Annotated in this window: 11 protein-coding genes; all 11 read right to left on the reverse strand. The window is 43.1% G+C overall.

Features of this window, described 5'->3' with window-relative positions; translation table 11 throughout:
* Positions 1-17: 17 nt before the first annotated feature.
* Positions 18-140 carry a hypothetical protein gene (locus tag ACY3FQ_RS09290; RefSeq protein WP_265586718.1) on the reverse strand — a complete coding sequence of 41 codons (123 nt, stop codon included), beginning with the start codon at positions 138-140 and terminating at the stop codon, positions 18-20.
* Positions 137-325 (reverse strand): hypothetical protein, encoded by a 189-nt coding sequence (locus ACY3FQ_RS09295; protein WP_010326074.1) that lies wholly within the window; start codon positions 323-325, stop codon positions 137-139. Before ACY3FQ_RS09295 ends, ACY3FQ_RS09290 begins: the two co-directional genes overlap by 4 nt.
* Positions 322-5,775: a TipJ family phage tail tip protein gene (gene gpJ, locus ACY3FQ_RS09300; RefSeq protein ID WP_489773929.1), complete on the reverse strand. Its 5,454-nt coding sequence runs from the start codon at positions 5,773-5,775 to the stop codon at positions 322-324. The genes ACY3FQ_RS09295 and gpJ overlap by 4 nt, the downstream gene beginning before the upstream one ends.
* A 50-nt stretch (positions 5,776-5,825) precedes the next feature.
* Positions 5,826-6,458 carry a tail assembly protein gene (locus ACY3FQ_RS09305; RefSeq protein ID WP_489773930.1) on the reverse strand — a complete coding sequence of 211 codons (633 nt, stop codon included), beginning with the start codon at positions 6,456-6,458 and terminating at the stop codon, positions 5,826-5,828.
* Positions 6,451-7,194 carry a C40 family peptidase gene (locus ACY3FQ_RS09310; RefSeq protein ID WP_489773932.1) on the reverse strand — a complete coding sequence of 248 codons (744 nt, stop codon included), beginning with the start codon at positions 7,192-7,194 and terminating at the stop codon, positions 6,451-6,453. Before ACY3FQ_RS09310 ends, ACY3FQ_RS09305 begins: the two co-directional genes overlap by 8 nt.
* Positions 7,195-7,196: 2 nt before the next feature.
* The gene (locus ACY3FQ_RS09315; RefSeq protein ID WP_489773933.1) at positions 7,197-7,985 is read right to left on the reverse strand and encodes a phage minor tail protein L; all 789 of its coding nucleotides are present in this window, start codon (positions 7,983-7,985) and stop codon (positions 7,197-7,199) included.
* A complete protein-coding gene (locus ACY3FQ_RS09320; protein ID WP_489773934.1) occupies positions 7,969-8,919 on the reverse strand; it encodes a phage tail fiber protein in 951 nt (316 codons plus the stop codon). The genes ACY3FQ_RS09315 and ACY3FQ_RS09320 overlap by 17 nt, the downstream gene beginning before the upstream one ends.
* A gap of 51 nt (positions 8,920-8,970) precedes the next feature.
* Positions 8,971-9,315, reverse strand: a complete 345-nt coding sequence (locus ACY3FQ_RS09325; protein WP_094148365.1) for a phage tail protein — start codon at positions 9,313-9,315, stop codon at positions 8,971-8,973.
* Positions 9,316-9,367: 52 nt separating this feature from the next.
* Entirely contained in the window at positions 9,368-9,589 is a 222-nt protein-coding gene (locus tag ACY3FQ_RS09330) for a hypothetical protein (protein ID WP_489773936.1), read from the reverse strand.
* Positions 9,590-9,592: 3 nt separating this feature from the next.
* Entirely contained in the window at positions 9,593-12,415 is a 2,823-nt protein-coding gene (locus tag ACY3FQ_RS09335; protein WP_489773937.1) for a phage tail tape measure protein, read from the reverse strand.
* A 67-nt stretch (positions 12,416-12,482) separates the two neighbouring features.
* Positions 12,483-12,971 (reverse strand): zinc-ribbon domain-containing protein, encoded by a 489-nt coding sequence (locus tag ACY3FQ_RS09340; RefSeq protein ID WP_489773939.1) that lies wholly within the window; start codon positions 12,969-12,971, stop codon positions 12,483-12,485.
* Between the last annotated feature and the right edge of the window lie 188 nt (positions 12,972-13,159).

Consider the following 13,159-nt stretch of genomic DNA (forward strand, 5'->3'; position numbering starts at 1 on the left):
TGCTAAAAATTAACTACTTAATAACCATTTTGTTTTAAGTGGTCTTCATGCTCTTGCTTTCTCAGCTCATCATAAGCAACTAGATCAAAAGCACATGCAGACAGTGTTATAAGTACAAAAACCCAACCTATTAACTTCATAATTTAGCCACCTCTGTAAATGTATCACCACTGAAAATATAATCGTGGCTCATTAAGTTAAATGCGTAATCCTCATACCCAGTTACAAGATCACACTCCTCATCAATTGGATAATCATAGTCAAAAGGAATATCTGCAATAGACTTTACTTTTTTGTCGCTCTTATTAATAACAATGAATCTCACTTCTTAAACTCCACTAAAAATAGATTAACGTAGCTTCCTGAAATGACCACAGAACGGGCTACTGCGCTGTTGATGAACTTAAACTTCAAGGCACTTGATGCATTAATTCCAAAGGGCATTGTAAATGCAACTTGAATTGCACCTTGTTCATCAATATAAGCCCCTGTGGTTACACCTGTAGCCATTGTAATATATTCCCCTGAGAGACCTGTAACCACCCAAACACGTCTAGTAACTGACCCGTCAACGACAACACGAGATCCAATAGTACCGATCAAACCATCCCCTAAATAGATCTCAAGGGTCAGTGGGTTAGGGACGTTTGGCGAGTAGAATCGAATGTCACTACGGAAAAATAAAGTACAAAAGTTACCTGCTGTAATGGTTTCAACGCCTGGAAATGCAACATCAACTTCCTTTGTCCAGCCAGCAGCTACGCTCCCTGAGAAGTTTGCAGTAGATATTTGTTGCTGAATGCCCAATGGTACCGTTACAGCTCGATCTTTGATGTGTAAAGTGTCCACAGCAAGTTGCGCAATTTTTCCTGAAGTCACAGCCAAGTTATCAATCTGTGCAGACTTCACCGCCAAATCTTCAATATGCGAAGTTTTGACAGACTGATAATCCATAAACGCCGACTTCATATAAGCGCCCACAGGGAAAACCGTGCCTGTGTTTGGGTCGGTGTAAGGCGTATTGCGGAAGTTGAAAGGGTAGTACGGTGTACTTCCTTCGCTTGCTGGCCCTGCTAAAGCAAACGAGTTAGCACGAATAACAAAGTTGCTGTAATTCGTACCACCACTCTCTTCAACCGCCAAGCCGTAAGATGAAATCACACCATCACTATCAAGCTTGATTGTGTGCTGCGCCTTAATCTTACTTTCAGTCAGAACAAGTGAGTTTAGCCTTGCTTTGTCTGCTGTGATTTGTGCAATTTGCGAAGAAATAGCGTCTTTCTGTGCATTTGCATCAACTTTAGCAGCGTTTAGCTCTGCGATTTGGCTTGTATAAAGATCAATTAACTCCTGATTTTTATCCGCCTTTGCTTGCTCTGCTGTGCGCTTGCTAGTTATTTCAGCAATTCTTGCGTCATAACTATTTACTGCTGAAGTGAGTGCCGCAGCCTGTCCTTGCAGTTTAATTGTGTCTTCATCAAGTCGAGCTTTTGCAATCTCATTCTTGAGCTTGTTTAGGTCGCCAACAGCACTTACAACTTCAATGCTTGTCTGCTGACCATCTACATAACCTTGAATCGTCTTAATCTCACCGCCGATTGCATCAAGCCTGTCAGTAAAGACACCCTGATCGAGCTTGATGGTTGCGATGTTCTCAGTTGCAGCATCCGCCTTATCAAGAGCTTCTGTTGCTGTATCTTGAGCTGCTTGCGCTGCTGCTGCCGCATCGGTTGCAGCTTTGTCGGTAACAGCAACCCATGCTGACCCATTCCAACGCTTCGGTGTGTTTAGCCCTCCTGTTGTGTCAATCCATAAGTTTTGAGACAGACGCTTTTCTGCTGCTGGCGTGGTTGAGCCAAAAATAACCTCACCCTTATTCCCTGCTGCTGTAGCTGCTGCACTGGCTGCTTGTTGCGCAGTGTTTGCGACCTCCTTAGCTGCCGCTTCTGCCGCATTAGCTTTGGCAGTTGCATCAAGTGCTGCCACATCAATAGCCGCTTGCTTTGCAGCGTCGGCCTTGTTTTTAGCATCTAAAGCAGCCTCGGCTTTTGCTGCTGATTCCGCAGCATTAGCTTTTGCGGTTGCATCATCTGATGCTGCTGCAATTGCTGCATCGGCTTCAGCTTTTGCCTTGGCATCTGCATAGGTTTTTGCTGCTGACTCTGCTGCTGCTGACTTAGATTGAGCATCTAAAATAGCTTGATCTGCTGTGTCTTTCGCAGTCTTTGTGCTCGCCTGAAGTGTATCGAACCGACCAGCAAAAGATTCATTGTCAGTCGCTCGCGCTGTTTCCAGTGTTACGATTGCGGCCCTATTCCCCTCAACATCAACTTTTAGTGTGTTGATGCGCGATGATAGCGCCTCATCCTCCTGTGCTCTTGCATAAGCTTCGGTTTGAACCAAAGCCTTAGTATTGCCAATTTCAGCAACAGTGCTATCTATGCGCTGACTTAAAGCCATGTCATTTTCAATCACTGCTGATTGCAAAGTCCATGTGCCGACATTGCCAGCAGTTGAGCCAATAAACCCCTCTGTCGAGCCAATCATGTCGGGGTACACTTGGGCATATACACCATCAAGCCGCGTGGTGTTTGCCTTCACCTTGTCGTCAACTTCGGAAATACTGGCGTTGGTTTGAGTTAATGCTCCTGTACTGGCTTTGGTTCCAAGTTCAGCAGTAATTTCCTCAATCTTGAGTGCATTCGCATCCGACTTTGATGCTGAAGCGGTTGCTTTTTCGAGCGCACTTGCTGCCCCTGCTGCTGCTATGTCTGCTGTATCTGCTGATTGCTCTGCAACTGCTTTAACTTCGGTCACAAGGCTTGATAGTGCTTTTGTGTCATAAACTGCAATTTCAGCCTTCTGTAAAGCACTTGATGAGTTGAACAAAGCATTTCCCGCTTCATCTTCTGCAACTTTCACCCGGCCATCTAACGCTTGAGTTCTTTCAATCGCCAAAGATGAGTCAGTTAATGCAATCTCAAGACTATCTTGAAAACTAGCGAGCGCATTGTCATTGCTGAGCTTGTAAGTGTTCACATAGCCATAGATTGCAGTTTCACCATTTTGACGATCTAAAACTTCTTGCGTTAGGCCATCATCTAAGTCTTGAATTGCTGTGACTCGCTGTTGACGCTCCAAAGCAAGTTCATCACTAATTTGATCTGTCTGAGTTTGAACAGCACTAATATTTTCAATCAAATTACCAATGTCGCCATCAAGACCCGCAATTGTGTCGATCTTATCAATCTTAGTTTGCAAGTCTTGATGTAGCTGAGTTTCGGTTAATTTGCCCGACAAAATATCAAGTACAGCAGACGCATCGGCTGATGTTGTTGCGTTCGCATATTGCGACCACGGCCCAACATTCCCAATACGATCAATCAATCGTCCGCGGAAATAACGCTTTAAATTTGGCTGCATTCCTTGAATGACATGGCTGTTTGTTGGGTATGCAAACAAGCCAAGCTGTGCTGCATTAGCACCATTCGCAGTGCTTGCAATCTCAATCTCAGTATAGGCTGTATCAAGCGCACCAACCGCAGGAAAGCTCCAATTCAAGCGATAACCGAACAAGATGCCTGTCGCAGCAATATTTGCTAACGCTGGCGGTAATCCTTGCTTGCCAGTCAACGCTGTCAGATTTGAATATGTTGGCAAAGAAGCAATATCAAATGCAGAAATTGCAGTGACACGCGCTTCATAATTACCCGCATAAATCCCCTGAACTTCAACTGAATTACTGCCAGAGATCGGCAACTTAATCCATGTGCCATCATCTTTGCGCCATTCCACTTGGTACTTAGTTGCACCTTGTGCTTGATCCCAAGCAATCACCATTGTTTCAATAGACAATCCTTGCTGCACCATTGTTTCAGATGAAATCAAAACATTGGTGACTGGCGCCTGAACGGTTGGATTAATAATGGAAATCGGACGATCATCAATGAATGCGCCGAAATCAATAGCATCATATTTTGATGATTCATATTGCAAAGCAGTGATTGAAAACTGATGTTTGTCATCTTGAGTAATACTCATGACGCGAAACTTCATCGTTTTTAAATCTTGAGCATCAACGACCCAAACATTTTCCGCAGCCACAGAATCAAACGCCAATGTAACTGTGACTTTGCGTCCAATTTTTGATGACACGATTCGAGTTTGCGCTTTACCATCTTCACCGTTTACAACCAGTCGATCACCTGCACGGCACACAACATCGTCACGATCTAAAGTGATAATTTTACGGTCAGTGCTGACAGCAGAGATACGTCCACCATTTGCACGGCCAGCTAACAACTCGTCTGCAACCTCAATCACTTTACCTGGTAATGGAATATAACCATCTAACCCGACTTTAAATGTGACGGTTCGAGTTTCAAGTTGTTCTGTTTTTAGCGCCCACTGACCTGTGCGTTGTGCTTGTCCTTCCGATGTACAGCCCCATGCCTCTAACTCAAGTAGTTTGACTGCGCCCCGATCGCGTGCAATCGCTGCTTCATCCCGTACGAAGACATATTCAGTCTTATAGCGATTTTGTGGATTATCCCAAGCGACTTTGACTGCATTGTGACGGTCACGCGCACGAGTGCCTGAATATTCAAAATGCCCATCAATGACGTTGGCGCGAGTGTAAGTGAAATAAGTATCTTGTGGTAAATCAGCATCGCAGACAATAGAGGTTCCATCCCAATAACTGATTGCACGGAATACACCCGCTAGTTTGCTTAAAATATCAAAAGCAGATTCAGCACTTTGAATATACACATTGCAAGTAAAACGCGGCTCCTGACCGCCTTTTCCGTCTGGCACCAACTGATCGCAATATTGAGCTAAACGATATAAAGACCATTTATCAATCATTTGCTCGGTTAAACGGTTGCCAAGCGCATATCGCTTATTGGTGCATAGGTCATAGTAAATCCAAGCTGGATTATTACTATAAGCACGTTTAAATGTGCCATCCCATATCCCGATGTAAGTTCGGCTTACTGGATCATAGTTGCTTGGCACTCTGATCTTTACACCCTTTAAATCAACTGCGATTTTGGCAATATTCGAGAATGTCTCAGCATCATATTGCACGCCAATCACTGCGGTATTTGGGTATGTAAGTTTAAGATCGATAACTTCAGTAATTGCTTGAATATACATCTTATCGCTGACATATTCAGAGCTCGAATTTGGTGTTTTACGTGTGACGCGAATCAACCAATTATTATTGGCTTTTGGTAGGCCGATACGGTGGGTGCGTTCATAATTTGCTGAAGTTTTTCCTGACATTTTGGTGTCAAGCATTAACTCCCACGCACCTCCGTCAGTTTGTACTTCAATCGAGTAATCAATAACAATACCTGAGACATCGCCATTGCTTGGGTCTTGCTTTTTTAAAGCCCCAAAACGCACCCTTACAATTACGGCATCGAGATTAAGATTGGTAATCCCTTTAACCCAAGGCGTATCACTTTTAAGCTCAACTCCAACAGCGGCTTCAGAAGCAATGCTTTCAAAGCCTTCCATGTATGTCTGATCATTAGTGCCTGAACGAAAATCTAGGGTGACATCTTGAAAGTTTCTTGCGCCGCTATCGCTTTCAACTGGCGTGTCATCAAGAAAGATTGATTTAAGACCATTTGCTAAACCCTCAACTTCCCCTTCACTCATGCCATACTGTAAACGTGCATAGGTTTTTGAAGCGGTTGTATCGTTTGCAATTTTGGGTTGTCTTTGGCTTTTGCTACCGCCTTTTGCGCCTTTAATTACTGCGTTCATACTCATCCTTAGACAATAAAAAAGGCGCTCATTGCGCCTGTGTTTTTAAATTATTTCTTTCCACCACTGCTGCCGCCGCCTGTGTAACCAGCATCCGCAGAGCTAAAAGTATCTACTGCAAATTGACCAGCATTCACAATAAATCCACCAACTTCACGCTGACCATACAGAATCGGAACTGGATTGCCTTGTGCGATTGTAGTGACTGCACCACCAAAGCCCTTATTGGCCCTATTTCCGTCTTGGTTTTGATCTCCCTCGTCCATCTTTGGCATCATCATTTGAGCTATACCACCAATCATAAGGCCGATACCAGCGCCGATAACAGACGGTGCGAATGCTTGCAAGCCTGGAACGTACATCATCACAACACCAACAACAACCATCACCGCGCCAAGAATTGTTTGCAATACTCCATTACCACCCGCGCCAATAACTTTAGGCACGATTTTGATAACTTTGGCACCAGTCTCAAAGTCGATCTGATCCTCACTGATATTTTCATCATCTTGAAAGACGGCAAAGGTAAGACCTTGCTCATGAGCTGTTAGCATGAATTGCTCAAAGCCAGACACTTGGACTGATAGCGCTTTTACAGCTTCACGGGTGCTTTCAACAGCTAGATGGAATTCTTTACCAAACTTCTTTCCCAGTACGCCATATAACTTGATTGTTTTAAGCATTCTTATGCCTCACAATTTTGACAACGCGCTCTTGCCATTGCTGACCAAAGATTTCACGCACAGACTTTCGGCCATACGGGTGATGTAGAATCAATGGTCCACCAAAACAACTTGTGCTTTCTTCTGACTTTAATTGCCACTGATCACCCAGCCAAATCACAGCATGATTCGGGTGTTCTGTGCGACCAACATTACACACCAACATGTCACCATACTGAGGTTCTTTGACTTCATAAAATCCAGCTTCATCTAAATTTTCTAAATAAAGGGATTTGTGGTTTTTATCACTCCACCAATCATCTTTACGTTCGAAATCAATCAACTGAATACCTAACTCACGATTATAAAAATCACGAATTATTGAATAGCAATCTTGGTATCCATGGTGGTAATCACGACCAATGAGTGGTGCTTTATAACCACATGGTTTATAGACTTGGAAATCTACTTCAGGCCAAGCACAGATTACCCAAGGCTTTTCATGAAGTTCAATTTGCAGTAAATCTAAATCCGAAGCACGTGTTGTAGCATTGGGATGTGAATGTACATAGGCTTGAATCTCACCTTGATCTTCAGCATGCGCCAAGTCTTCATGATGAATTTGAAACTGACCTTTTTCAGCGACATTACGGCATGGAATATACTCACCAGAAACAATAACCCCGCAACATTCTGCGGGGAAACACTCTTCAGCATGAGATAGAATTGCTGCTTTTAGTTTTTTATTTAATTTCATTTTTACACCATTGAAGATGCAGGGAATCCACCAAAATGAAGCTCATTCTCTCGACAACGACAGCCTGACGTTCTGTAGTTACATCGATCTAAAGCTGGATTATCTGTCGGTTCATCTTTTTCAGTAAACATTGCAGATCCAATGTAGCCACATTCTTCACTTCGATATTCCCAGTTGCAGTAATTTGAGATTTGTCGTGTTGGTATTTTTAACCCTTCAAAATCCACTGGATTAGAAAGTTCAAACGTCACTTGCTGAGAATTTTCAGAAGTCTTTTGCTCAATGAACCAAATTTGCTCCCGCTTCTCACTTGGATTCGCTGTGGCATTGCCAGAACTAAAGTTTTCAGCATCAAGATATTTAGCCAGCGTGGTAATGACTTTGAGTTTTGCTCCTGCAAAGTCGCCAAACTGTAAGCAGTAAATAGACACAGCGCCTTGAATGCCGCCAATATTGTTCTCCATGCTTAAAGTGGGTGCTGATGCTTTACCATCTGAACGCATCTCAAGACCTGACACCTCCAAAGCCATCGGCTCAAAGGTTTGACCTTGCCAGATGATGTTTCGATACCATGTCTTTTCATCGCTTAAATCATAGACTTTGCCAATTAAACCTGTATCCGCGCCGATTAATTCACTTGAGCCGATGGATGTATAAATGCGCTCCCAATCTTTATAAGAAATATGGCCGTGAAAACGCAAAATGCCCGCGCCTAAAGCGCGAGCATCCAGTTCAAACAGCGTAATCAGACCATCAACATACAGCTTTTGAAAATCACTGTTCAGGCTCATCGACTACCTCAATTTCACTTTGTGGTAATTCTTGCAAACGCAAGTCAATCCAACGACCTTCGGTAATATCCACCGGATTATCAAGATCAGCAACAATAGATGCAGTTTCTAGATCAAACTTCTTCTTATAGGTTTTAACTGAAATATCACCATTTTCTAAAGTGTCATAAAGCACTGAGAATAGGACATTGCCATTCGCATCTTTTGGTGTTTCGACATACCAGCCTTCTTGCGCAAAACCCGATGAGCCTTTGATTAGATAGTTGCCAACACCCATCTTTTCAAAAGAAATATCCTGCTGCTCAGCTTCATCATTAAGCTCAACTTTGTCAGCAAAAAGCTTAACAACTGGTGAAGCAGCCTTTAAAAATCCATTACTATCTTTGGTGGCATTTTGTTCTGTATAGAATTTTTTCCATCCACCCCAAGTAGTTCCGCTGGTAAAGCACCTAAACTCTGGTACCGCATTTGCAGAAATATTGGATCGAAGCTGCCACACCCAATCTCTTGTATAAGCAACATTAATATACCCTCGAATAACGGCATGGTCAGGATCGCCTGGTATAAAAATCCCAGCCATTGCTCGGTATTTCAAATTATCAGGATTTGTGGATTCACTTGAAGCTCCGCCTAGTCCAAAATCACCAACCCGAAGTACTCTGCCCAAGGTTAAATCCGTGGGTGAAGTGGTGAGTGAAGCCGTAGCTGCTGTACCCAATCCCAAATTTGTACGTGCCTCTGCTTCAGTTATTCCCCCAGTACCACCTTTAGCAATTGGCAAAGCTGCTGGTAATGTCGCATTACCTGTTCCAGTCCCCCCTAAAAATGCATAAATCTCATCATCATTTGCTTGAAGTTTTGCTGATCCAGTTCTGAAAGTATCACCACCAACGCCAGTTGGTGCTGTGCCTTGGTTAATTTTTTGCTTAGCCATAATTTACGCCCACAAAAAAGCCCTCGATTGAGGGCATAAAGTTGATTGAATTTAAGGTTTAAAGTCTTGGGTGAATGTAGTGGAGATGGACCAGACTAATCCACCAACCTGTCGTGGTTGGTATGAAGTTCCAGTCTTAACTCTCACCTCGCCATCCAAAGGAGAATCCCATAAAAATGAGTCAGCACCTTTGTGGCGATCAAAGAAGGCTTTAATTGCGATAATCTCATCCTTGTAGCCAGTTCTTTGATAGGCCCATTCGCCTTTTCGATTGTTGATGCCAACCGAGATGCTTTGCTCATACCCATCGCCGAATCTGCTAGATAACACATTGAAGTTTTGAGTATCCGAGCTGCCTTCTAGATCGCATGGGAAAGTAAATTTTTCGTTGCTCATAAATTACGTCCAATAAAAAACCTCCCGAAGGAGGTTTTGTTTAATCTATTTTTTAATTTAAATCAGGTGCAATGAAATACTGACCGGAAATCGGGTCTGTGAAACCATCATTCATATCCAACCCTACTGTTTGATCGTTAATCTCCACACTTTTTACCGCGTAAAGATATTGACTTGTTGTGGCGCCCACCGGAGTTGCATCAATCTCAGTAATGTTTGCAATAAACTCTTTAGCCACCCCATCTTTGCTTTTAAATGTCACTTTCTTTTGCACACCCTATCTCCCTTTTATTGCGTTAGCTAATGGGTAACCTTGACGCAGATTTCTCTGAATACCTCGGTCAACCCCAGTATCAATTTTCTGATCTAACATCTTACCAATAGTGACCATTAATTCACCATCCTGATTTGTCGAAGTTTCAACTTTTTCAGAAGAGTAATTATTAATAACCACTTTAGGTTGAACGACAGTTGCCCCACCCGAATTAATCGCACTCACGGCACCCATACCAACTCGGTGAGTATCTGCAACCAATCCGCCAGCCGAGTAGCCCCGACGAATAGACTTTCGCAAATCCTCAAAGCCTTGCGGGCCACCTAGAGCTTTAACTTCCTCTTGGGTTAAAACACCCTCACCTTTGTGTACAACACCTGCTGGCTCGTATTTACCACCGTGACCTGTGTAGCCACCGTTGGCGAAGCCTGCAATGGTTTGGGCTGCAATGAGTCCGACGTTCGCGTAACCCATTGCCATAATTGCGGATGATGCAGAAATCTTCTGACCAAATAAAACCATATCTGGAGCCGCCATAGCCTGAGTTGCTGCTAAGTGCGTAGAAACTAAGGCTGAACCAATTGCAAACATTTGCTGCATTAAGAACATAGCCTTGTATGCACCTGACTGCTCGCCAGCGCTCTCCTTGACCATCTGAGTCATATCACCCCAAACCGAGCCAGCTTGAGATAACAGTGAGCCGTACATACTTAGGGTTGCGGAGTGCTGATCCTCAATCAGTCTCTTTGCATTATCGCTATACTCAACATCCAGCGCCTTCATATTGGCCATATGAGTGGCTTTTGCTTGCTCTAACAATTCATATCTCTGTTGAGCTTGCTCTGGCGTGTCGTAATCCTGATTAATGCGGCTCACATTGTTTGTATACGAATCAAATTCACTGCTTTTGCTACGGGCGGAGGCAATATTTAAACTAGCTGTTTTATACTCAAGACTCTCTCCACCAAACTTTTTAGCTATACCAGATAATAAAATCGCATTTTCGGCATTTGCCATCTGGTCGAGCAGATCGTTTTTATATGAATCCAATTTCTCTTTTTGAGCAGCTCGGTATGACTCAACATCCCGACCATATGCCTCTTTAGCCTTCCTGAGATAAAGTTCACGATTTGCAGGGTCATTAACAAACCCCTTCTCGATCTCTTCTTTTGATTTATTGTAATCAATAAGAAGTCTTTCCTCTCGAGTTGCATAATCTCGTATTACTCCCTCTTTAGCTCTTTCGATTTCAGCTTGCAACCGTTCGGCTTCACGTTTTTGCTGTTCGGCCAATCGCTTGGCTTCATTTACTGCCTTGTTGGTTTCTGCCTTGCTAGACTTTGGTGCTTTAGCGGTTGGAAAGAGATTTTTGTTTTGCTCTGCGCCACCACCAACACCCTTGCCTTGCTGCTTATTCCGCTCAAGCATTGCTTTTTGATTGTTAATCATAGCTTGAGTTAAAGGGTCGTATTTACCCGCTTGTGATGAGGCAATATTACTAATTGACGAGATGCCTTGCTTGGAATTGCTGTATATATTCTTTGCAGCCTTTGCGCCATTGCCCCACACAAAATCCTTCGCACCCGAAAGCAATGCGGAGCCTTTTGCTTGGATGCCATCCGCATTGGCGAAATTCACCGCTGTTGTGCCTATGGTCTTGAATTGATTAACAACCATCGACATGATTTCAACAAGGTTTTTCATACCTGTTGCAAGGCCAATAATTAAGACACCAACACCCTGAGCAGCAACCCCGATACCCTGAATTACACCAGTAAAGCGCCCACCTTCAGTTGATCCATTCATAAAATATGAAAGTAGTGTGCTTAGAATCGGCATTACCTGTGATGCTAATTCATTCTTTAACGCACCGAACTGCATTTGAAGAGATTCTGTTTGAGCGGTCAATTCAATGGATTTCTGAATAGCTTCTTCACCCGTGAGAATTCCAGCCTCTTCCATTGCTTTCTGGTAGTCTTTCCAAAGCTTCCCGCCATCCATTAACAGCGGTGCTAGTGCGGTTAAGTCAGAACCCATAGACTCAAGGTAGAATGACATCTCCTTTTGGTTTACGCCCGCTTCTTCTAGCTTATCAACATAGGTTTGAAGTGCGTCAATGCCGTCCATCTTCGACATTTCTTCAGCAAGTTTTTTAGCTCCTTGTGCGCCATCTTCTGTCTTGACTGCAATCTGCTCAAAGAAATCTACAGCGCCACCCGCACCAATAGAATTAAATTCACCGATTTTTTCATTGAAATCTTTCAACATGTCGGCTGTCTTTTCTTGTGTCACGCCGAACGTTGCAGCAGCACCAGATAAACCCTGAAAATTGGCAATAGATGTATTTGCAATTGCTGAAAAACGCGCAAGCTCAACATTACCTCTAGCAACCTCCATGGTCATGCTTGCAAGGTAGCCACTCGCTACAGCAACGCCACCAACAAAAGCACCTGCAAGTGAAGCACCAACAAGAAGCGCCCCGCCACTCAAACCAGATAGTTTTGTAGATAAACCCTGTATGTGTGAGCCAAACTTCCCATCGTTTGCGGCTTGAGCTATTGTGCTTCTCAGCTCGCCCATTTTTCCCGATGTGGTTTTTGCTTCATTTCCAGCAGTTGAGATGCTTTTAGATAAATCGTCAACTTTTTTGGCAGATGATTTAGACTTATCCCCAGCATCAGAAATAACCTTGGCAGTATCTTTAACTGATTTTTCTGTTTTATCACCTTGAGTCTCCACATCCCTTAATGACTTGGTGACATCATCTGTGCCTTTTTTTGCCTTGGTTGTATCGATGATAATTTCAAGGCGTGATGTTTCAGTCATGAGAGACTCCTAAATTTAGGCAATAAAAAACCCCGCTTTCGCGAGGCCTATTAAAAAGTTCTAAACTTTACATAACGACTAAATCCACAACGCTACAACTAGATGATGTTGCTTGTGAGTGGATAAAACCCATATTAAAGTTATTAATTTTTTTGGTTTCGCCAGCTTTAATGACTTCATAAACTTCACGTTTATTTCTATCCACTACAGTTCCGCTATTTGATGAGTGAACACATTCAACTGTAAGGTCTTTAACGTCTTTGGTCCCGTTGTTTTTGATTGTCATATTGATTTCCATGACGCTATCAAATCCAGCTTTACCCCACTCAAAATCAAAGCCTAGGTTTTGCAATGCTAATTCTTTTGGTGATGGCTCTGATACTGAAGAACCATCCCCGCCATCAGCAATGGCACCTATCACTAGCATCCCAACAAAGATAATAGCAATCCAAGCGAATATACCCATTTTCTTTGGTTGTTTCGCACCGCAGCTTGGACAGCTTTGCGCTTTATCGCTAACCTGATTCCCGCATTCTTTACACTGCTTTATAGCCACAACCCACCCCGAATATTTATGATTTAGGATAAGATACTAATTAATCAGGTAAAAAGAAACCCACCGAAGTGGGTTTTAGTTGTTAATCATTGGCACATCTTTTTCCAAACTTCATTAAACGTAGTTTGATCCACTTGTGGGTTTTCACCATCAATAATCGTTAGATCAGGAGTTCCTATAAATCTCTT

The organism is Acinetobacter sp. AB03 (assembly GCF_058107045.1).

Excerpts from the sequence above, each read along its gene's own strand:
- ACY3FQ_RS09290 (WP_265586718.1), bottom strand. The coding sequence starts at position 140 with ATGAAGTTAATAGGTTGGGTTTTTGTACTTATAACACTGTCTGCATGT.
- gpJ (WP_489773929.1), bottom strand. The coding sequence starts at position 5,775 with ATGAACGCAGTAATTAAAGGCGCAAAAGGCGGTAGCAAAAGCCAAAGA.
- ACY3FQ_RS09305 (WP_489773930.1), bottom strand. The coding sequence starts at position 6,458 with ATGCTTAAAACAATCAAGTTATATGGCGTACTGGGAAAGAAGTTTGGT.
- ACY3FQ_RS09310 (WP_489773932.1), bottom strand. The coding sequence starts at position 7,194 with ATGAAATTAAATAAAAAACTAAAAGCAGCAATTCTATCTCATGCTGAA.
- ACY3FQ_RS09315 (WP_489773933.1), bottom strand. The coding sequence starts at position 7,985 with ATGAGCCTGAACAGTGATTTTCAAAAGCTGTATGTTGATGGTCTGATT.
- ACY3FQ_RS09320 (WP_489773934.1), bottom strand. The coding sequence starts at position 8,919 with ATGGCTAAGCAAAAAATTAACCAAGGCACAGCACCAACTGGCGTTGGT.
- ACY3FQ_RS09325 (WP_094148365.1), bottom strand. The coding sequence starts at position 9,315 with ATGAGCAACGAAAAATTTACTTTCCCATGCGATCTAGAAGGCAGCTCG.
- ACY3FQ_RS09335 (WP_489773937.1), bottom strand. The coding sequence starts at position 12,415 with ATGACTGAAACATCACGCCTTGAAATTATCATCGATACAACCAAGGCA.